Source organism: Agarivorans sp. Toyoura001, assembly GCF_005405585.1.
Taxonomy (GTDB): Bacteria; Pseudomonadota; Gammaproteobacteria; order Enterobacterales; family Celerinatantimonadaceae; genus Agarivorans.
Genome location: NZ_BJEQ01000002.1, coordinates 1 through 22626, shown reverse-complemented (window position 1 = coordinate 22626; position 22626 = coordinate 1). Strand labels below are relative to the sequence as shown.

Sequence of the window (22626 nt, the reverse complement as noted above, 5' to 3'; positions counted from 1 at the left end):
TAGTATGCATTTGATGGCGGCAATTGATAACGAGCGCTACAAGTACTTCTTTCTTAGAATTTGTATGATGGCTGTGAGTAAGGCTTGAAGACATAAAGTCTAGCATGGAGGTGCAGATGCCACTAAAACCTGCAATTGATCCTGAACAATGGATTCTGGATAGCCCCAACGATCTCATTTCACTTACTAAGTGGCAGCGCACGGTAAACCTGTTAGCTAAATTGTTTGACGCTCCAGCAGGTTTTTTAGTCCAACATACTTCTTCGGGTTACCAAGTTGCTATTGCCAGTGAGCAGCAAAGCAATCCCTACAGCGCGGGTATGGTGGTAGAGCCAGAAGCGAATATATTTTGCCGCAAAATAGTTGAAACTCGCCAAAGCCTTTATGTAGCTAACGCTACGATAGACCCCTGTTGGGACTCAAACCCTGAAGTGCATAAGGATGGCTTTCGGTCTTATCTCGGTGTTCCAGTGTTTTGGCCTAACGGGAAAGCCTTTGGTACCTTTTGTGTATTAGATTACCGTGAGACCAATTACGACGATACTTACTTTGAGCTGATAGAGCAGTTAAGAGATATCCTAGAAGCGGACTTGTCCTTGCTTGAATTGTACTTACAAATGCAAAAGCTGGCAGTAACCGATCCTCTTACAGAATTAAATAATCGTAGAGGTTTCAGCTCGTTAGCTCAGCAAAGGATCCGTTTGGCCAAACGAATGGGGTCACGCTTAGGTGTATTTTACTTAGATATTGATAAGTTCAAGCAAATCAATGATACCCATGGCCATGCAGTTGGAGACAATGTGTTAATTGATGTGGCTAAAGCAATGCGCCATTGCGTGCGCAGCTCCGACGTTATTGGCCGAATGGGCGGCGATGAGTTTGTTGCATTAGTCTTGATTGAGCAAGATTCTGATTTTGAGGCGATAGCCACTCGCTTTACCGAGCAGTTTGCCCAATATTCGGAATCAGACCTGCCTTTGTACACAGTGACCATTGGTTACGCTGACGTAGATTTAACCATGGAAGTAGAAAACATACTTGCTTTAGCCGATCAAGATATGTATCAGCATAAAACACCTTAAAATAGCTGCTTAAGTTTTGACCGGTACACAAGGCTGGTGTATCATCGCCGCAGATTTTAACTTGCTTACTTTTTCGCCTGCACTAAAGGTATGACTGTTCGCCTCGGATGGCGCGTTTTGGCTATCGGAGAACTACTTGGAACAGTTTATACAATTTTTATATCCCTTCAGTTGGCTTATTTCTATTTTGTCTTTCAGCCCGCAGATTATCCGCTTAATGCGAATCAAAGGACCGGCAAAAGATATCTCATTTATGAGCTGGATTATGTTCCAGTGTAATGCCGTACTTGCATGGACTTATACGGTGTTTGTAGTGGGTGACCCACTGTTATCTGTTACTACTTCTCTAGTGTTAGCCGCCAATCTCACCATGGTGTCGGTATTGGTGTATAAACGCCTCAAGTATCGTGATACAGCCTCTATCGAGGCTTTAAGTGCCTGATTTGATTATGCTTGAAAGCCTCACTTTCAAGCACAATTAGCTATTTTATCGGTAAAAGGTCGCTGGTCTTAGCAGATCCTATTAGCGACCTTGAGCAGTTTTTCTTATGAAAACGCTCTCAAAGTTTCCTGTTAGTTTCATCATTAAAATATTTTTCTTGATTGGTTTCAAGTTTGTCAATAATCGCCTTGAGAACTTAAACGGGCTTGCTAGTTTCTTAAATGAGTCAAACCTCAATAGAAGGTTTACCAAAAAGGTGTATGGCCTAATGAGAACCGCCACGAGTTAGCATGGCATGGTCAAGTTCTCTGTTTGTAATTGGTAAATACGCCAGTGTACTTTCTACCGCTACAAAGATGGCGAGGAAGAAAATAGCTAATTTTGCAAACAAAGAGAGACAAGACATGATGTTAAGGAAAACACTTCTCGCCACGGCGATAGTAACGAGTGCAATGTCGGCGCAAGCGGCCAATTATGGTGAAGCCTTGCAAAAATCCATCTACTTTTACGAAGCTCAGCAATCGGGTGTCATTCCTGATTGGAACCGTACCGAATGGCGCGGCGATTCAGCCTTAAATGATGGTAGCGATAACAATGTAGATCTCACTGGTGGTTGGTATGACGCCGGTGACCACGTTAAATTTGGCTTCCCAATGGCCTCTACTGCGACCATGTTGGCGTGGGGGGTTATTGAGTATCCAGAAGCCTATTCTCAAACTAATCAGCTTGAACATATTAAAAATAACCTGCGCTTTGTGGCCGATTATTTTCTAAAAGCGCATACCGCACCTAATGAATTATATGGCCAAGTGGGCGGTGGTAGCATCGACCATGCTTGGTGGGGATCTGCAGAAGTGATGCAAATGGAGCGTCCTTCTTACAAAATTGATGCAGCCAATCCTGGTTCAGATTTAGCCGGTGAAACCGCTGCAGCGCTGGCCGCCATTTCAATGGTATTTGCAGAAAGTGACCCAGTATATTCGGCCACGTTGTTAGATCACGCTAAGCAGCTTTATAGTTTTGCTGACAATTATCGCGGCAAATATTCAGATGCCATTACCGACGCTAAAGCCTTTTACAACTCCTGGAGTGGCTATCAAGATGAGTTAGTGTGGGGGGCAATTTGGTTATACCGCGCCACTAATGATGTTGCGTATTTGGATAAAGCTAAGCTTGAATACCCTAACCTCGGTAACGAAGGTCAAACGGAGTACCGTGCCTACAAATGGGGCCAAGCTTGGGATGATAAATCTTATGGCTCTTATGTATTGTTGGCCAAACTTACTGGTGAGCAAGTCTATCAAGATGATGCCGAGCGCTGGTTGGATTACTGGACCACTGGCTTTAATGGCGAGAAAATTGCCTACACACCAGGCGGCTTAGCCTTTTTAGATGTATGGGGCGCAGCCCGTTACACTTCTAATACTTCATTCTTAGCGCTTATCTATTCTGATTTTCTTAAAGCGAATGCATTGGCACCAACCAAGGCTGCTACTTACTACGATTTTGCGAAAAGTCAGCTAGATTACATTTTAGGGGATAACCCACTCAACATTTCTTACCAAATTGGCTATGGTTCTTACCACCCGACTAAGCCGCATCACCGTACCGCACATGGTGCTTGGGCAGACAGTTTATCCAGCCATCCCGTTGAGAATCGTCACTTACTGATTGGTGCGCTAGTGGGTGGGCCAGGTAAAGATGATTCATACGCAGACGATCGCGGTGATTACTACAAAAATGAAGTGGCCACCGATTACAACGCTGGCTTTACTTCAGCCTTGGCCCGCTTGTGGTTAGATCATGGCGGTGCACCGATTGCTGAAGCGGATTTCCCGCCTAAAGAAGTACGCGATACCGAACTCTACATAGACGCCAAAGTTAACTCCGAAGGGCCGCGCCATATAGAAATTAGTGCGCGTGTGCATAACCATACTGCTTGGCCATCACGTGTTACCGATAAGCTTAGCCTACGTTACTGGGTTGATTTAACTGAAGTTGTTGCTGCAGGTTATACCGCAAATGACGTAACAGTAAGCACGGCATATTCACAAGGTACTGGTTTTAGTGGTTTACACCCATGGGGTAATGAAGGCGATAACATTTACTACGCCGAGATTAGTTTTGATGGTGTAGATATTTACCCTGGCGGCCAGTCTCCTTCGAAAAAAGAAGTGCAGTTCCGTTTGGCATTGCCAACCAATACCAACAATCCTGATTGGGATAACGCTAACGACCCTTCTTGGGATAGCTACAGTAATGCGCATGAACTTGCACCTAAAATTGCCATGTACGACGCAGGTTTATTGGTATGGGGAGCGGAACCTAGTGCTGAGTGTGGCGGAGCGACCGGTATAAATTGTGCGCCAATCGCGCAAAGTCAAACAGTGGCTACACCGTTTGATACCCCTGCTTCAATTACTCTTGCCGCAACTGATAGCGATGGCACTATTGCCAGCTATGCCATTGCTAGCCAGCCAGCACATGGCTCTGTCACCTTAAGCGGTGATGTTGCCAGTTACGTGCCTACCGCTGGTTACTTTGGTAGTGACAGCTTTAGCTTTACCGCCAGTGACGATCAAGCAGCAGTATCGCAAGCGGCTACGGTAACCGTAGATGTAGCAGCACCGATCATTCCCGCAGTAACCATTAGTTCGCCAACCAATGGCACTGAAGTGAGTCCATCAAGCGATGTGAACTTGCAGCTCGATGTTGCAAACGCTCATGGAGCCAATGTGTACTTAGATGGCACGCTTGCCACTAGCCGTGTCGGTAGCGGAGCAGTGACCTTAACCATGCCGGATACCGAAGGCACGGTTGCCATCGCGGTGATTGCCACTGATGAACAAGGTACAGAAATAAGTGCCGAAGCCAGTTTAAGCTTGGTGGTTAAGCAAGGTGCGGTGACTCCTGTTGGAGACCTTACTTGTGAAGTTGGTAAAGCTGACTCATGGTCTACCGGTTTTGTTATCAACGCTATCACGGTGACGAACGGTGGGACTGAAGCGGTAACCGGTTGGAAAGTTAACCTAGCATTCAGCGAAGCAGTATCTTTGGCCAATGGCTGGAATGCAGAGCTAAATCTCGCCAGTGATGGCTTAGGTATTAGTGCTAGCAATGTGGTTCATAACGGGCAACTAGCGCCGAGTGCTAGTGCTTCGTTTGGCTTACAAGGCGAGCATTCAGGCAACTTTGTAGCACCAACTTGTGTGGTTTTACCTTAATACTTAACTCCATTTAAAGCGGCTTCGGCCGCTTTTTTCATAGGGAATATGTACGGAGAATTATGATGAATACTAAAAAAAGCTTTCTCGCTAAATGTTTAGGGTTTACCGCTGCTTCGCTGGTAAGCACTAGTTTAATGGCCGCTCCCTTACCGGGAGATGATTGGTTACATGTTGAAGGTAACCAAATTAAAGATATGCAAGGCAATACCGTGTGGCTAACCGGCGCAAATTGGTTTGGCTTTAATACTACCGAGCGGGTATTACATGGTTTGTGGTCGGTGAATTTGGAAAATACTATTCAAGATATCGCCTCGCGTGGGGTGAACCTACTGCGAGTGCCGATTTCAACCGAACTGCTAAAAGAATGGAAAAATGGCCAGTTTGTGGCGATTCAAGTGAATGCTTCGGCTAATCCTGATTTAGCCTCGGCCACTTCCTTAGAAGTATTTGATGCAATGATCGCTGCCGCCAAGGCCAGTGGCATGAAAATCCTACTAGATGTGCACGGCGCTGAAGCGGATAACATGGGGCACATCGCGCCACTTTGGTACAAAGGCGACATTACCTCAGAAGACTTCTTCTCTACTTGGGAGTGGGTGACTGAGCGTTACAAAAACGATGACACTATTATCGCATTTGATTTAGAAAATGAACCACATGGCAACCCTAAACAAAGCGCTGCTGGTGAGTTTGCTAAATGGGATAACTCAACCGACGAGAACAACTGGAAACATGCTTGTGAGGTGGTGTCTAACCGCGTGTTAGATATTAACCCCAATATGTTGGTGATGTGTGAAGGGATTGAAGCCTATCCGGTAGAGGGTAAAAACTGGGAAAGCAAAGGCAAAGACGATTTTCACTTTAACTGGTGGGGCGGAAACTTGCGCGGCGTGCGCGAATTCCCTATCGATTTAGGGGCGCGCCAGCAGCAGTTTATGTACTCACCGCATGATTATGGCCCATTAGTATTTGCTCAAGATTGGTTTTACCCAGGCTTTAATAAAGACACCTTGTATCAAGATGTGTGGAAAGATAACTGGATGTTTATTCATGAAGAAGGCATATCTCCGCTATTGATTGGCGAGTGGGGCGGCTTTATGGATGGCGGACCCAATGAGGCCTGGATGGTGGCGATTCGTGACTTGATTATCGAACACCAACTACACCACACCTTCTGGTGTATTAATCCTAACTCGGGTGATACAGGTGGCTTACTCGGTCACGACTGGACGACTTGGGATGAAGAGAAATACGCCTTATTTCTACCATCTCTTTGGGCCAATGATGCAGGTAAATTTATTAGCTTGGATCACGAAGTGGCATTAGGGGGCGCTAACAGTGCTACCGGTATTAGCCTGAATGATTACTACCAAGGTTTGAATCCGTCGGTAAGTATTAGCTCACCTGCCGCAAATAGCATCGTGCTAACTGGTTCAAGTTTTAGCGTAAGTTATTCGGTGAACAAAGCGGCATCGGTGAACGTTTATCTAGATGGTAGTTTTGTGAAAACCGGGCCGGTTTCAGGTGGCGTGAACTTAACCGCGCCAAGCGCTGAAGGTGACTTTACCGTTTCTCTCGTGGCAGTAAATAGTGCCGGTAGTGAAATGGCGGTGAGCGATAGTATTGCGCTCAGTGCGTTAAACGAAGTACCGTTGCAGCCTGAAATTAGCGTAAGCTCGCCAAATGCCAATAGCCGTATAGAAGCTGCTAGTACCTTTGCGGTAAGCGTGAACCTTAAAGATGCCGCAGGTTTTGAAACCAACTTAGCGGGACAAGTGCTGTCGTTTACTGGCACCAGTGCCGAACTAACAGCGCCTAGTGTAGTTGGCGCCTACACCTTGAAAGTGACAGCGCAAGACGAACAAGGCCAAAACCTGAGTGTTTCAGACAGTGTGGCGCTTAATGTTGTTGAGCCGGCAGCAGCTAACTTAAGTTGTACGGTTGGGCCTGCAGATTCATGGGGCAGTGGTTTTGTGATTAACAGCATTACGGTTAGCAATACGGGTACCGAAACCATCTCTGGTTGGACGGCAGTACTTGATTTTCCTAGTGCGGTTAGCTTAGTGGGCGGTTGGGGGGGCGTATTTACTGCGACAGCCCAGAGTATTGAAGTGAGCAATGAAGCTTATAATACCGACATTGCCCCAGGTAGCAGTCTGTCTTTTGGTCTGCAAGGGGGGCATTCAGGTAACTTTGGCGCACCTACATGTACTATGCGCTAATTTATAAATAAGTCATCGCGCTAAGAACGCGCTTAACTGTAAAGCCCTTAATACACTTTATTAAGGGCTTTTTGTTTTTGTGGCAATCTGCTACTTCGATTTAGATTATTTCTCTGTTAGTGCCGATTGGTAATGTTTACTTTAGTAAATAATTCCATTTTTGTTATGTATATCAAAGGTTAAGTCCTTTTTGGTAAAATTGTCACTTATTAATAAACAGTTTTATCAGAACTAAGGTAAGCTTGCGCTCGTTTACTGGTGGATGTGTTATTTATAGCGGCCATCGCAGGAAGCAAAGACTTGAAAGTTACCAACGTGGACTTGCACAACGCGGTTGGGATCTTTTGTAAAGAGTGTCTGTTTCTGTAAACAGCAGTACTTCTTACCGCTACATAGAATGGCAGAAGGAGGCTTAATACTTTTGACTAAATGATGAGACAGCAAAGATGTTAAGGAAAACTTTACTCGCGACCGCAGTAATTACCAGTGCAATGTCGGCGCAAGCCGCAAATTATGGCGAAGCCTTACAAAAATCTATTTATTTTTACGAAGCCCAACAATCGGGCGTAATTCCTAGTTGGAACCGAAATGAGTGGCGAGGTGACTCGGCATTACAAGACGGCGCTGACAACAATGTTGATTTAACTGGCGGCTGGTATGATGCCGGCGACCACGTTAAATTTGGCTTCCCAATGGCAGCCACCGCCACCATGTTAGCGTGGGGCGTAGTAGATTATCCGCAAGCTTACGAGCAAACCAACCAACTAACTCACATCAAAAATAACCTGCGTTTTGTGGCAGACTACTTTGTTAGCGCTCACACCGCACCAAACGAGCTTTATGGCCAAGTAGGTAAAGGCTCGGTAGACCACGCTTGGTGGGGATCGGCTGAAGTAATGCAAATGGAGCGCCCTTCTTACAAGGTTGATTCCGCTAACCCAGGCTCTGATTTGGCTGGTGAAACTGCTGCAGCATTAGCCGCTATTTCTATGGTGTTTAAAGACAGCGACCCAAGTTATGCAGCAATGCTACTTGAGCACGCCAAAGAGCTATATTCATTTGCCGATAAATACCGTGGTAAATATTCAGACGCCATTACCGATGCCAAAGCGTTTTATAACTCATGGAGTGGTTATCAAGATGAGTTAGTGTGGGGTGCCATTTGGTTGTACCGCGCCACTGAAGACGCTAGCTATTTGAATAAAGCTAAAACGGAATATGGCTCTTTAGGCACTGAACCGCAAACGGATACACGCTCTTACAAGTGGGGCCAAGCCTGGGATGATAAGTCTTACGGCGCTTATGTATTAATGGCTAGCCTTACCGGTGAGGCTAGCTACCAAGCTGACGCAGAGCGTTGGCTTGATTACTGGACGGTAGGTTACAACGGTGAAAAAATTCGTTATACGCCCGGTGGTTTAGCCTTTTTAGATACATGGGGCGCAGCCCGTTACAGTTCTAATACCTCGTTCTTAGCCTTGGTGTACTCAGATTACTTAAGAGAAAATACCGATAAAGATGCTAAGGCTGAAATTTACTATAACTTTGCTAAAGGCCAGTTAGATTATATTTTGGGAGATAATCCGTTAAATATTTCTTACCAAATTGGCTACGGTGATTACCACCCAACTAAGCCTCATCACCGCACCGCTCACGGAACATGGAATGATAATTCGGGTGACCCTGTAGAAAACCGCCACTTATTGGTAGGCGCATTGGTGGGCGGCCCTGGGTTAGATGATTCTTGGGTCGATGATCGCGGCGATTACGTTAAAAACGAAGTGGCTACCGACTACAACGCAGGCTTTACTTCGGCGTTAGCGCGCTTGTGGCTCGACCATGGCGGAGATCCTATTGCCGAGGCTAGTTTCCCGGCTAAAGAGCAACGTGATACCGAGTTATTTGTAGAAGCTAAAATCAACTCGCAAGGTACACGCCATATTGAGTTAGCGACTAGAGTACATAACCATACGGCTTGGCCATCTCGCGTAACTGATCAACTAAGCTATCGTTACTGGGTTGATTTGAGTGAAGTGTTTGAGGCGGGTTACTCGCTAAATGATGTAAAGTTATCAACCGCTTACAGCCAAGGTTCCGGTTTTAGTGGTTTACATGCTTGGGGTGACGAAGCGGATAACATCTATTACGCAGAAATTAGTTTTGATGGCATAGATATTTACCCTGGTGGTCAATCGGCCTCTAAAAAGGAAGTGCAGTTCCGTTTATCATTACCAACCAATACCAACAACCCCGATTGGGATAATGCTAACGACCCGTCGTGGGATAACTACAACAATGCCTACAAGCTTGCGGGTAAAATCGCATTATACGATAACGGCGAGTTAGTGTGGGGAACTGAGCCAAGTGCGGCATGTGGCGCAGATACAGGCATTAACTGTGCACCTGTGGCGCAAAATCAAAGTGTAAACACGGCTTCTGATACGCCTGTATCTATTGAATTAACCGCAACAGATTCCGACGGTCAAGTCACTAGTTTCACTATCGCGAGTCAGCCAGCTAACGGTATTGTTAGCTTAAATGGCAGCGTAGCGGACTATGTACCTAATACTGGTTCGTTTGGTGTTGATAGCTTCACTTATTTCGCTACCGATAACCAAGGTGCAAACTCCACTGAAGCAAAAGTAACCGTGAATGTAGCGGCGCCTATTGTTCCTGCAGTGGCGATCAGTTCGCCTGCAAATGGCAGTGAAGTTAGCCCAGCTAGCGACGTACAAGTTCGCTTAGACTTAGCCAACGCTTATGGCGCAAATGTTTACCTTGATGGCGCTTTAGTGACGAGCCGAGTAGGTAGCGGCAATGTAAGTATCACTATGCCTGAGAGTGAAGGTGAAGTAGTGGTACTGGTTATTGCTACAGATGAGCAAGCGGCAGAGTTGTCTGCTGAAGCTGTTTTAGCCTTAACCGTTAAAGCGGGTGAACAACCTCCAGTTGGCGGCGAGTCTGAGCTTACTTGTACCGTAGGTGAAGCTAACGTGTGGAATAGCGGCTTTGTATTAGGCAATATTAAAGTGACTAATGCTGGTGGCGAAGATGTAAGCGGGTGGAAGGTTCATTTAAGCTTCCCTCAACCGATTAGTTTGGTAAACGGTTGGAACGCTAAGTATCAAGCAGCTAGTGATGGCTTAGGACTTACTGCTGTAAATGAAGTATATAACGGTAACTTAGGTCCGAATGCGAGTACTTCGTTTGGTATGCAAGGTGGCTACAGTGGCAACTTTGAAGCACCTACGTGTGAAGTGCTTCCATAAGTAATCCATAAATATTTAAGGCGACTTCGGTCGCCTTTTTATAATGCAGCATCTATAAAGAAGCACTAAGACAGAATATTTGGTTTCAGAACAATGAAATTGTCAAAAGTAGAGTGTCTAATATTTCTAATAAATATCTGGTTTATTGCCAATAAGTGGATAAAAAATTAGACAGTAATCACTAAATTAAATAACCTGTATGATTAGCAGGAAGCTAAGTGTTATTCCCAGTCAGATGATATCGTGCTCTTTCTCAAGATACTCACTTACCTCTAACACTGATTGACAAACTAAACTTGGTTGTAAAAGGATGTAACTGTGTCTAAGCCGCTAGTCTCCGTAATTGTGCCAGTCTACAACGGTGCAACTTATTTAAATAAAACCGTCGATGCTATTCTATCTCAGTCATATGAAAACCTTGAATTGGTATTAATCAATGATGGCTCGATAGATGAATCTAAAGAGCTAATCAATCTTATGGCAGATAGTGACCCAAGAGTAATAGCTCTGCACTGTGCTAACGGGGGAGTCGCTGCAGCTCGGAATGTAGGTATTAAGAATTCTTCAGGTGAACTTATTGCTTTCTGCGATCAAGATGATTTGTGGTTGACTGAGAAATTAGAGAAGCAAGTGCCATTGTTTGCTGAGCCTCAAATAGGATTAGTTTATTGTGGTTCTTTTGCTCATTACACCGATTTAAATAAGACGGTGAATCCTGATTTTTCTAGGAATAAAAAAGGTTGGGTTTTCGACAGTTTAGTTCAAGAAAATATGCTTACGTGCTGTACAGCTGTGGTGCGAAGAGAAGCACTCTCCAAAATAGGGGGCTTTGATCCTGATAGAGCTCTTATGGGGGTTGATGATTGGCATCTTTGGTTAAAAGTTGCGTTAGTCGCGAAGTTTGAGTTTGTGGCTGAGCCTTTAGCTATTCACGTGTTTCATGGTGATAATTACTCTCTGAACGATAAAAAAATGCATGCTGCTGAGTTAGTTTGCCTTGATAAAATAGAGGCTTTGGCAGATAGGTATAACAAGTCAGCAGATTGGTCACTGATAACTCAGACGTTACATACTAGGTATGCAAGTTCTTATGTATTTTCGGGTTTTTATCAATTAGCGGGTGAAACTTATCTTAAAGCCCACAGTGTGCTATCCAATAGAAAGCTATGGTTTAAGGGGTGGCTTTTTAAGTTAATTCCAAACTGCGTTTGGAATTTTATGCAGCAAACTAAAAGAAAAATAAATAGTTAACACTGTTATCGATAGGAACTCGCGTTGTAACATCAATCCTATGAGATAATATATGTAGCTATTAGAGTTACTATTTTATTGGATAAACATGTTACAGCTGCGAGATTACCAGCAAGCTTCGGTTGATTCCGTATTGGCACACTTTCGACAAAGTGATGACGCTGCAGTAGTTGTATTACCCACAGGGGCCGGTAAAAGCATAGTCATTGCTGAACTAGCGCGTTTAGCTAAATACCCCATTTTGGTATTAGCCCATGTAAAAGAGTTAGTGGAGCAAAACCAAAGTAAATTTACTACCTATGGTTTTGAGTCAGGCGTATTTGCTGCAGGCTTAGGGCTTAAACAAAACCAATATTCAGTCACCTTTGCTAGCGTGCAATCGCTCAGCCGTAATCTTGACCAGTTTTCGGGCTTCTATTCTTTGGTAGTAATTGACGAATGCCACCGCGTAAATGATGATAGTGATAGCCAATATCAGGTGATTATTAATCACCTAAAGCAGCAAAACCCTCAGCTAAAAGTACTCGGTTTAACCGCCACGCCTTATCGCTTAGATAAGGGTTGGATTTATCAGCAGCATTACCACGGTTATGCGCGAGGTAAAGAAGATGCTTGGTTTAAAAAATGTATTTACGAACTGCCTTTACGCCACCTGATTTGTAAAGGCCATCTTACTCAGCCTTTGCTGGTAGATGCCCCTGCTGCGCGTTATCAGTTTGATGAGTTGCCGACTCAGTACAGTGAGGCGCAGCTAGACCAATTTTTAGCGGGCTGCCCACGAGTGACTCAGGCCATATGTAAGCAGTTAGTTCAGCTAGCAGAAGACCGTAAAGGCGTGATGGTGTTTGCAGCAACGGTAAAGCACGCTCAAGAGATAGCTCACTACTTACCAGATGACCAAACAGCAGTAGTGACGGCTGAAACGCCTAACCAACAGCGTGACTCGCTAATTGAACAGTTTAAGCGCCAACAGCTTAAATTTTTGGTGAATGTATCAGTATTAACTACTGGCTTTGACGCTCCCCATGTGGATTTAATTGCGATATTACGACGCACTGCCTCGGTCAGTTTATATCAACAAATTGCTGGCCGTGGACTACGACTGTATGAGGGGAAAACCGATTGCTTAATTGTTGACTACGCGGGTAGTAATTACGACCTATACCAACCAGAAATTGGCGAAACTAAACCCAACCCCAATAGCACTTTAGTACAAGTGAGTTGCCCGCAATGTGAATTTGCCAACATGTTTTGGGGAATCACCGATAAAGACGGTGACATTCTCGAACATTATGGTCGTCGGTGCCAAGGTTTGGTTGAAGACCCAAATGACCAAACCAAGCAAGTGCAATGCAGTTACCGCTATAAATATAAGCAGTGCCAACAATGTAACGCTGAGAATGATATTGCGGCTCGGCAATGCCATAGTTGTGGTTATCAGTTAATTGACCCTGACAACCAACTGAAAGATGCCTTGCAGCTAAAAGATCGAAAAGTACTGAGGTGCAGTGGTATGTCGGCAAGTTGTGAGGGTGACAAACTAAAGCTCATCTACCACGATGAAGATGGCGCTGAGCTTAGTGAACATTTTAACTTTGCTTATTCAAAAGCTAAGCAGCAATTTAATACTGTGTTCGCTCGCAGAGTTGAAGGAAATAACGTTGAAGTCACTAACGCCAAACAAGCTGAAAAAACTATCCAACAAATTGTTGCCCCAGACTTTGTGATTGCCAAAAAACAAAAGCACTACTGGCAAGTTGAGCATCATATTTTTGATTATCAGGGGAATTACCGCAAAGCCAATCAGCAGTATTAGTTAGGCTGAAAGTTCTGAAGGCTCATTAAGGTGAAACTACTTATCAAAAACAGTGGCTTACCGTTGTTATTTATAGTTTTGTTTGTATCTATGGCGGTGCTTTATTGATAGACTCGTTTGTTTTTTGGTGAAAGGATTCATTGTGAAACGCTGTTATTCAATAAACCCTAAGTTAACCTTGCTGTCTAGCGCATTATTGTTAGGTGCATGCGCATCCACTCCGGTAGATGAAACGCCTAAAGAGCAAACCGCTGTTGTCACGGCAAAAGTTGTCCTAAATGGTCTGTATGTGCCAGATGCTCAAGGTGAACAAGTTGTATATACTCGTGAAAATATGCGAACTATTCATGACAGATTGAAGCCTGATAGCTTTTATATGAAGTGGGCGAGTATTGATGCTAGCGGTATTTTTCGTATGGACAAAAATTTGCTATGGCAACTGGACCATAAAAATAAAACATACCAAGAATGTGCTTTATCAGGCTGCGTAAGTGGCTATGCCGATATGCTTGAATCAGATGAAGGTTCAGAAGAGTATGAAAGCTACGAAGACTTAGGTTGTAAAGTCGAGCTTACCAAAAATGAGTTTGAAGTATTGTCTACAGGTCATAAACGTCAAATTGGTGGCCAAGCAAGTGAAGAGTATAAGGTAAAATGGTCAACTGAATTCACTGATGAGAAAGGCAAAAAAGATCTAAACTTACTTCAGTTTGTATTCTGGACCGCTGATCCTAATGCTGAAATGAAAGAAGCATGGCGTGTGCATGAAATTGCAACTAATAAATACTTGGATTCGGTTGGCGAGAATAACCCTCTAGTACGTCTTCTAGGGCGAGAAGGGTTTAAAACGATCAGTGCATTTACTGGTGATACTGAACAAGCTGATCACCTAGGCTTAAACGCGTTTCAGCAAGAACTGGCAAAAATTAAAGGTTATCCTTTGTCGATAAAGCTGGAATGGTTTCAGAACATGCAAGCATGTGCTGATAACAAAAAGAAAGAGAAGCGCGATACTAGCATCGACTTTTCTGGTGGCTTAGAAGACGCTGCAACTAATTTGTTGGGGAATATCGTTAAAAATGCCGCTGATGACATGATTGACGAAAAAGTTGATGAGTGGATGAGAGATGCTCGTATACGTTATATCTACGAAGTGAAAACGGTAGAGAATAAGCTGGCGCATAACAGTAATTTTGATGTACCTGAAAACTACGACATGCTCGATAGAAACTAAGGCTTTTTATATTCGAAACTGTAAAAGGCTTGTATTGTTACAAGCTTTTCTAATTTCATCTTTTAAGTGAAATTAGCCTTGTGATGGTGGTGTGACCAACGGCGCCACAAAGCTCTTATGTTGCTGTATTTCTTCATAACTTAATCCAGTTAACTCATAGGGGAATACTAACCAATCTTCGGTTTGGTGAAGGCAATAATCAGGTTCTAGCTGAGTTTGATTAAACGCCGGTCTCTGCCATAGTGTGGCTATTTTTACTTGGCTAGGCATATTGCGTTTTAGCTTGCTTTGTAAGCGAGTTAACACTGCTTCAATGTTGTGACCGCTACTAAATACGTCATCAACAATTAGCAGGCTGTCATCGACATTTAGGTTTTCTAATAGATATTGAATGCCGTGTACTCGAATCGATTCTGGTGCTTCGAGTATTTGATGATAGTTAGCTTGTCCTTGGTAGGAGGTACGCAGTGAGATATGGTCGGTTTTCACGCCTAAGGTTTGTAAACACTCTTGCACATAAATACCCACTGCACTGCCACCACGCCATAGCCCAACAATAAAGCTAGGGCGAAAGCCGCTTTCAAAAATATTTACCGCTAAACGAAACGAGTCTTGAATAAGCGCATCTTCATCTAAATAGTGCTTTTTAAGTTGTGCGGTAGGCTGGCTCATTGGCATAAACAACATCCTTGAGTTAAAGGCTTCTACAGTGTTAATTTTATACTATATCTATTATGAAGAGCTCGGCAATGCTAAGGGGGGGATCAATGAGTGATAAACGTTATATCACTGGGCAGGAGTTGTTAGAAGACTCATTTCGCCTCGCAGAAAAGGTATTGGTAAGCGGCTTTAAACCTACGTTTATCATAGCTGTTTGGCGTGGTGGCGCACCTATTGGTATTGCGGTACAGGAGTTTTTGGCTTATCACGGAATAGATACTGACAACATTGCAATACGCACCGCCTCCTATGCCGCAGGCATTGACCAGCAAGCCAAGCAAGTACAAGTATTTGGGCTGAATTACTTAGTTAAACATGTGCAGCAACACGACAGATTGCTGATTGTTGATGACGTATTTGATACTGGCCGTTCTATTGAAGCGATAATTAATGAATTAAGCCGCTTAGCCAGACTAAATACGCCCAGTGATATTCGTGTCGCTGTGCCGTATTTCAAGCCAGAGCGAAACAAAACTAGCCGGGAGCCTGATTACTTTTTGCATGAAACAACACAATGGTTAAAGTATCCGCATTCACTAGAAGGCCTAAGTCCGGCAGAGATTGCTGAACATAGACCAGAGCTTTACCACATCATTAAAGCGCACCTGCCTAAGTAGGCGTATGTTGGTCGCTCATTTTAATATGCATGCTGTAACTTGAGCGAACACCACTGGATTACATTGAAATAAACTGGGCGATGACTAGTCATAAATTTACAATAATAAAATAGTCAATTTGAACCATACTTGCTTAATGAGTGACCAATAATTAAGCGGAGCAAGTTATGGCGGTAAAACTCTCGATTGCGACAGCAAACACCCTCAATCTTAATCGACCCAATTTGCCTATGTATCGTAATCGAGATGGGTGGCTACCCAATGAATACGATCAAAAAGTAAAGTGGTTGGTTAGTCAACTAAATGCAGTACAAGCCGATGTGTGGGGCTTTCAAGAGCTCTGGCACGAGCAAGCCTTGCAAGATGTGTTTGAACTCGCAGGCTTAGACAATCAATACCAATTGTTAGTGCCAAGTGGCCACCAAGGTAAAATTGCTTGTGCAGCTGCGGTACGTAGTGAGCTGATGGTAGGGCAGCCTGAGTGGATCAAAAATTTCCCCGGTAGTTTCAAGCTTGCTAGCCAAGGTGACGACGCGCAAACTGGCGCGTTAGACTTAGATATCGATAGTTTCTCTCGACCTATTTTACATTTTCAAATCAAGCCTCATGCCGATGAAGAAAATGTGCATGTTTATGTATGTCATTTTAAATCAAAACGTCCCACTTGGATCGGCCGAGAAGATTGGTACGACCCAGCGCAACATAAGGTACATGCAAATGCTCTGGGTTATGCTATTTCCACGTTGCGCCGCACCGCTGAGGCAGTGGCATTGCGAATGATACTCACCGAACAAATGAAGCACACTGATACGCCTGTGATTGTATTGGGTGATTTTAATGATGGTCAAGGCAGTAATACTTTAAACATTCTTACCGAGCAGCCGCGCTTTTTGTTAGATGGCGATGCCAGAGGAGGGGCGGATAACGCTTTATATTCTGCGGGAGTGATGCAGCAATATCGTAGCAGGCGCGACGTGTATTACACCCATATTCACAATAACCATTTAGAGTCTTTAGACCACATTTTAGTGAGTGAGCAGTTCTATGACAGAAGCCGAGATAGGGTTTGGGCCTTTAAAGGCTTAGAGGTGATTAACGACCATTTAAACGATGAACACTACGAGTCGTTGGGTGCTACTGATCACGGCATTATTAAAGCGAACTTTGTTTATCGGCCTTTTGATTAAAGCTAACTGCATTGCAGCTTGTGAGTTACGGATAAGTGAGAGTGGGCACTCTCGCTTATCCACCATCAGGTAAGTTATTAGTCGCTGTAGCCAAAGGCTTTGATAAAGGGCTTAACCATAGCAAGGTGTGGGGTTATAAACTCTTGGTAGTTGCGCCATTTGTAACATGACTCGGTGTAAATAGGTTTAACCACTTGGTTGCTGGAAGCAGACATCACCACTTTTTGTTTAGCATGTTGATTAAAATTTAGATAATCGTTGTTGGCATCAATCTCTAAAAACTCAAATACCTTCTTCGCTTCTTTTTCAAGATCGCTGACTAAGTCCTCATACCGTACAAAATGAATGTTTAAATCTAATTCTGTTTGGTAGCGCTGAAATAGAGTGAAGACTTGTTGGTAGCGTTTAAAGCAGTCTTCCAAGCGGTTCAATTTAGCTTGTTGTTGGTTGTTTGCTGAGTTTTGCTGGAAGTTACTCAAACAAGTATCAGCTGGGTGGCGTAAGCAAAAGATGATTTTTGCTTTAGGGAATAAGCTTAGTATTAAGGGCAAGTCTATGGTGTATAAAGGAAACTTATCGACGACGACACTGTTATCTTTTAGCTGAATCCCGTTATGCGTAAAGTAATCAAAGTACTCTTGGTGCAATATGTTTAAGTCTTGCTCGTTTAATTTAGGTAAGTCTTGCGGATAGCGTTTGTTAAGTTTGTAGCTAAAGGCTTCGGTAACGTTAAACAGTGAGCGGGTTTCGCTAAGTGCAATAACCTGTTCTTGGGTATCGAGTATGTTCTCTAATAAGGTGGTGCCAGAGCGATTAAAGCCCATCATAAACACTGGTTGATGCTCTTTCGTGTGAATGTTTTTTACATTATGTAGAAATGACAAATCGAGTTTTTGTAAGCTGGCTACATTGTCTGTATGACTAGACGCCTGAGCCCGTTGGTGATTCAAATTAGCCATAGCGGTGAAATCAATAAAGGCGTCGGAGTAACGCTGTTGTTTATCAAATGCTTCCGCTCGAAGCTTATAAGCGGCCTTTTGGCGCATAAAATCTAAGCGCTCTATAAGCTCATCACTCAGTAATAGCGTTACACTCTCGTGTTCTCCTTGGCGCGCTTTTACTTCTGCTTGGTAGTAACGAATCCAAGGCTTGTTAACAAAGTCTATTTCGGCTTGTTTAAGTATTTTAATTGCACTCTGGTGTTCTCGTATAAACATCAAGGTGTCTATAGCAAACTCCAGCTGCCACTCTTCTATAAAGCTTGAATGCGCTAGAAAAGCGTTAATTCTTTCTAGAGCAAGCTGTTTGTTACCTTGTTTTTTCGCAGCTGAAATCAATAGGGCTTGGGCGGGGGCGTAATACCCTGGCCAGCTTTGCATCAGCGCCGTCAATTTGTCGAGTTCGCCATAGCAGTCTTCATCTAGGTAGCATTCACCTAACTGAGCCGCGATTGGCGCATTATTGATACTGTTATCTAGTGAAAAACACTGTTCAAAAGAGCTGATAGCAACTCGAGTTAAGCCCAGTGTTTTTTGTGTTTTAGCGATATTGCGATAGGTGCTGTTACGCTGTTCATTGTCTTGGCAAAACCCTAGCAGTTGCTGGTAACTCTCTAGTGATTTTTCTAACTTTTGCATATGAAATAGCGCATAAGCTTCTAGCTCAAGGCTTTTATAGTCTTGTTGAGATTTAAGCTTGTTAATTTTATTTACGGTAGAAATAGCTTGGCTATACTTGCCAGCTTGTAAGGCCTTTACGGCTTTTTCCATAATGCTGTGCCGTTGCTCGGGCTTCATACTACTTCCTATTACTCACTTTATACCTCTTCCAATCTTTACTGTATCGCAAGGCCGGGAGATTTGATGCGTGATTTATCTCATTGCAAAAAAACGCAGTAGTTTCATAACAAAACGTTAAGGCAAGGTGGATTTACCTTTTTACTTAGGCACTTTGTCGTTGCCCTTAATTGATGCATATAACTGTAAGCGCTATGCAATGGTGCATTTATAGACTAATACAGTGCAAATCCTTAAGAGGCTCAGTTAAAGAGCATGCTAAATATTAATGATAAATAGCGCTGGGTTGCCTATTTGTTAAGGCTTTGTGTGTTTTTGTGTGTTTTTGTGTGTCGTTTGGCGCAACAATTGCTATTTCCCTATTGATGGTCAAGGACAGACCCAAGCAGCAAGTTGACAAAGAGCCTAGAGCTCTACTTGTGAAAGGTACGCTGCGGTAGTTACCGCCGATAACACTGCTCCAAGCCGTAGGATTCAATTTACTACTAAGCAATATAGGGAAATATTATGTCATATCTAGCTCCTTCAGAGTTTGTTACAAAAATGGTGGATGCGGGTGAATCTAAAGTATTCATGTCTACCCGCGATACGGTAATTCGTGCATTTATGGCCGGTGCCATTTTGGCCCTAGCCGCTATTTTTGCTATTACCATTGCTGTAAATACCGGAAACTTTTTAATTGGAGCCATCTTGTTCCCTGTGGGTTTCTGTATGCTTTATTTGATGGGTTTTGACTTATTAACTGGAGTGTTTGTTTTAGTGCCGTTGGCGCTGTTAGATAAACGGCCCGGCGTAGATGTACCTGGCTTGTTGCGTAACTGGGGCTTAGTGTTTTTAGGAAACTTTGGTGGAGCCTTAACCGTTGCGGTGATGATGGCCTTCATTTTCACTTACGGCTTTAACATCGAAGCTGGTGCGGTGGGTGCTAAAGCAGCAGCCATTGGTGAAGCGCGTACCGTAGGTTATGCAGAACACGGTGTGGCAGGTTGGTTTACTATTTTTGTTCGCGGCATGTTGTGTAACTGGATGGTATCAATGGGTGTAGTAGGCGCGATGATTTCTACCAATGTTAGCGGTAAAGTTATCGCTATGTGGATGCCAATATTCTTGTTCTTCTACATGGGTTTTGAACACTCAGTAGTGAACATGTTTTTATTCCCATTTGGTTTAATTATGGGTGGTGACTTCTCTGTAATGGATTACTTTCTATGGAATGAAATTCCAACGGCATTAGGTAACTTAGTGGGTGGTTTGGCCTTTACTGGTCTAACTCTTTACACCACACACGTAAGAACAGCACCTAAGCGTAAAGTGGCTAAATCTGCTGTAGAAGCACCAAGTAAAACCGCTTCGGCTAACGCTTAATCACTGATACTATATGACGAGCCAGCTGAGTGTTTCCATTGGTCAATGTTCTGATAAAGGCCGCAAGGCCATTAATCAAGACTGTTACGGTGTATCCACTCCGCGAGGCTCGCAGTTAAACCACAAAGGTTTTGCTGCTGTGATGGCCGACGGCATTAGCAGCAGCGAAGTGAGCCAAGTGGCCAGCGAAACCGCAGTGAAAAGCTTTCTTGACGATTACTACTGCACATCTGAAGTTTGGTCGGTTCAGCACTCAGCCGAAAAAGTATTAGACGCCACCAATGCTTGGCTGTATTCCCAGTCACAGCAAAGCCCTTACCATTACGACAAAGACAAGGGTTACGTTTGTACTTTTAGTGCCTTAGTCATAAAAGGCAATACCGCACACATTTTTCACGTGGGTGATACCCGCGTTTACCGTTTAAATCAAAACGGTTTAGAGCAACTCACTAAAGATCACCGCCTATGGGTGAATGAAAATAAAAGCTACCTAAGTCGAGCTTTAGGCATAGATGAATATTGTGAATTTGACTACCAAAGCTTGCGCGTAGAACCAGGTGACATCTTTTTATTAGCCACCGATGGGGTTTATGAGTTTATTGATGCAGCTCTAGTCAACAGCACTATTGAACAGTATCCCAATGAATTAGAAGCCGCAGCCAACAAGATAGTAGAGTTAGCTTATGAAGCAGGCAGCGACGATAATTTAAGCTTACAGATTATTCGCGTTGACCAATTGGCAAAGGCTAGTGCTCAGCACTTAAAGCAGCAAGTAGATAGGCTGCCCTTTCCGCCCATGTTAGAAGCGCGAATGCAGTTTGATGGCTACACCATTGTTCGCCAACTTCACGCCAGCAGCCGCAGCCATGTTTACTTAGCCTTAGACGAACAATCGGGGCAACAGGTAATACTAAAAGCCCCCTCAATAGATTTACGCGATGACCCTGAATACTTAGAGCGCTTTCTCACTGAGGAATGGATAGCTCGCCGCATTAATAGCGCCTATGTACTAAAAGCCAATCTCGACCCGCGGGAGCGTAATTACCTGTATACCGTATTTGAGTATGTTGAAGGGCAAACTCTAGCGCAGTGGATAACCGACAACCCAAAGCCTGAGTTAAGCAGGGTGAGAGAAATAGTTGAGCAAATTGCTAAAGGGCTACGCACTTTTCACCGCATGGATATGCTGCACCAAGATCTTAAACCCGACAACATCATGATAGATAACACCGGCACCATAAAAATTATCGACTTTGGCTCGGTGTGGGCGGCAGGTTTAGCCGAGCAAACCCATGATTTAACTCAACAGCATTTACTCGGCACTGCACTTTATTCGGCACCAGAGCTGTTTTTGGGTGAGTGCGGTAGCACGCGTGCCGAGCTGTTTTCATTAGCCGTTATTACCTATTTCATGCTGTGTGGGCGCTACCCGTACGGCACCAAAGTGGCGGGCGCAAAAAGCCAGGCCGCGCAAAGGCGCTTGGTTTATCAGTCGGTACTCGACACAGACAGTGAAATACCCGTTTGGATTGATGATGCTTTAGAAAAAGCGTTGCAGGTGAATCGCCTTAAGAGGTATGAGCAAATTACCGAGTTTTTGTGTGATTTACGCCAGCCCAATAACGCTTTTTTAAACAAAACTCGCGCGCCGCTAGTGGAGCGAAATCCAGTGGCCGTATGGCAGGGCATATCAGCCATTCTGGCTGCGCTAGTGGTTTACTTGTTAAGCCGTTAGCGCGTCGTGAAAATAGACTTCATTTACTGAAAAGGGAAGGAAACGCAAATGATTACTAGTAGAGAAGACGTCACTCAGCTAATTGTGGCAACCAAGGTAAGAAAAGGCATTAAGTGGAGTGAAGTCGCGGCCGCTATTGGCTTGTCTAAAGAGTGGACTACTGCCGCTTGTTTAGGGCAAATGACTTTTGATAAAGCGCAGGCTGAGACTGTCGGCGATATGTTCGAGCTAACTGATGAAGCTATCGCTTGGTTACAAATAGCGCCTTATAAAGGCTCACTGCCTACTGCGGTGCCAACCGATCCGCTTATCTATCGTTGGTACGAAGTGGTCAATGTGTATGGCAGCACCATTAAAGAACTTATTCACGAAGAGTTTGGCGATGGCATTATGAGCGCGATTGATTTTTCTATGGATATTAAGCGTGAAGAAAATCCCAATGGTGACCGAGTAAACGTCGTGTTATCGGGTAAGTTTTTACCTTATAAAACCTATTAAGCGCTATCTAAGATGACCCGTCCTAAAATAGGTTGACAGTTTTTAGGCCAGCTCCAGTAGCTGGCCTTTTCTATTATGCACCTGATTGGGCGTTTCCATATTTAAACTCAGGTGCGGTCTCATCGTGTTGTATATCGCTATCGATTCTTTTACAAGTCTCTTTAG

15 protein-coding genes are annotated in these 22626 nt (G+C 43.9%); 13 read left to right on the top strand and 2 right to left on the bottom strand.

Going from position 1 to position 22626, the window contains the following annotated elements:
• Window positions 1-116: 116 nt before the first annotated feature.
• The 8 genes from FFR00_RS03385 (at window position 117) to FFR00_RS03350 (ending at window position 14543) form a co-directional block, all read left to right on the top strand.
• Entirely contained in the window at window positions 117-1082 is a 966-nt protein-coding gene (locus FFR00_RS03385; protein ID WP_137671969.1) for a sensor domain-containing diguanylate cyclase, read from the top strand.
• Window positions 1083-1335: 253 nt separating this feature from the next.
• Window positions 1336-1524 (top strand): hypothetical protein, encoded by a 189-nt coding sequence (locus FFR00_RS03380; protein WP_137671968.1) that lies wholly within the window; start codon window positions 1336-1338, stop codon window positions 1522-1524.
• Between the two features lie 290 nt (window positions 1525-1814).
• Window positions 1815-4748: a glycoside hydrolase family 9 protein gene (locus FFR00_RS03375; RefSeq protein ID WP_235836150.1), complete on the top strand. Its 2934-nt coding sequence runs from the start codon at window positions 1815-1817 to the stop codon at window positions 4746-4748.
• Between the two features lie 62 nt (window positions 4749-4810).
• A complete protein-coding gene (locus FFR00_RS03370; protein WP_235836149.1) occupies window positions 4811-6973 on the top strand; it encodes a cellulase family glycosylhydrolase in 2163 nt (720 codons plus the stop codon).
• A 446-nt stretch (window positions 6974-7419) separates the two neighbouring features.
• Window positions 7420-10242 (top strand): glycoside hydrolase family 9 protein, encoded by a 2823-nt coding sequence (locus tag FFR00_RS03365; RefSeq protein ID WP_137671967.1) that lies wholly within the window; start codon window positions 7420-7422, stop codon window positions 10240-10242.
• 318 nt (window positions 10243-10560) lie between these two features.
• Window positions 10561-11493, top strand: coding sequence for a glycosyltransferase family A protein (locus FFR00_RS03360; RefSeq protein ID WP_137671966.1), 933 nt, complete (start codon window positions 10561-10563; stop codon window positions 11491-11493).
• 88 nt (window positions 11494-11581) lie between these two features.
• Entirely contained in the window at window positions 11582-13309 is a 1728-nt protein-coding gene (locus FFR00_RS03355; RefSeq protein WP_137671965.1) for a DEAD/DEAH box helicase, read from the top strand.
• A gap of 142 nt (window positions 13310-13451) precedes the next feature.
• The gene (locus FFR00_RS03350; protein WP_137671964.1) at window positions 13452-14543 is read left to right on the top strand and encodes a hypothetical protein; all 1092 of its coding nucleotides are present in this window, start codon (window positions 13452-13454) and stop codon (window positions 14541-14543) included.
• Window positions 14544-14615: 72 nt separating this feature from the next.
• Here the strand turns inward: FFR00_RS03350 and FFR00_RS03345 are convergent, their stop codons facing one another.
• Window positions 14616-15221: a phosphoribosyltransferase gene (locus FFR00_RS03345; protein WP_137671963.1), complete on the bottom strand. Its 606-nt coding sequence runs from the start codon at window positions 15219-15221 to the stop codon at window positions 14616-14618.
• Between the two features lie 89 nt (window positions 15222-15310).
• On the opposite strand from FFR00_RS03345, the gene FFR00_RS03340 reads away from it, so the two are divergent.
• Complete coding sequence (locus FFR00_RS03340; RefSeq protein WP_137671962.1) at window positions 15311-15880, top strand: phosphoribosyltransferase; 570 nt, start codon at window positions 15311-15313, stop codon at window positions 15878-15880.
• Between the two features lie 167 nt (window positions 15881-16047).
• Window positions 16048-17067: an endonuclease/exonuclease/phosphatase family protein gene (locus tag FFR00_RS03335; RefSeq protein WP_137671961.1), complete on the top strand. Its 1020-nt coding sequence runs from the start codon at window positions 16048-16050 to the stop codon at window positions 17065-17067.
• A 77-nt stretch (window positions 17068-17144) separates the two neighbouring features.
• Here the strand turns inward: FFR00_RS03335 and FFR00_RS03330 are convergent, their stop codons facing one another.
• A complete protein-coding gene (locus tag FFR00_RS03330; RefSeq protein WP_137671960.1) occupies window positions 17145-18863 on the bottom strand; it encodes a sulfotransferase in 1719 nt (572 codons plus the stop codon).
• 507 nt (window positions 18864-19370) lie between these two features.
• Between FFR00_RS03330 and FFR00_RS03325 the strand changes: the two genes are divergently transcribed.
• Genes FFR00_RS03325 through cynS form a run of 3 tightly spaced genes read left to right on the top strand, consistent with a single transcriptional unit; the run spans window position 19371 to window position 22461 of the window.
• The gene (locus tag FFR00_RS03325) at window positions 19371-20228 is read left to right on the top strand and encodes a formate/nitrite transporter family protein (RefSeq protein WP_137671959.1); all 858 of its coding nucleotides are present in this window, start codon (window positions 19371-19373) and stop codon (window positions 20226-20228) included.
• Between the two features lie 13 nt (window positions 20229-20241).
• Window positions 20242-21963, top strand: a complete 1722-nt coding sequence (locus tag FFR00_RS03320; protein WP_137671958.1) for a bifunctional protein-serine/threonine kinase/phosphatase — start codon at window positions 20242-20244, stop codon at window positions 21961-21963.
• A 48-nt stretch (window positions 21964-22011) separates the two neighbouring features.
• Window positions 22012-22461: a cyanase gene (gene cynS, locus FFR00_RS03315; RefSeq protein ID WP_137671957.1), complete on the top strand. Its 450-nt coding sequence runs from the start codon at window positions 22012-22014 to the stop codon at window positions 22459-22461.
• Window positions 22462-22626 lie beyond the last annotated feature (165 nt).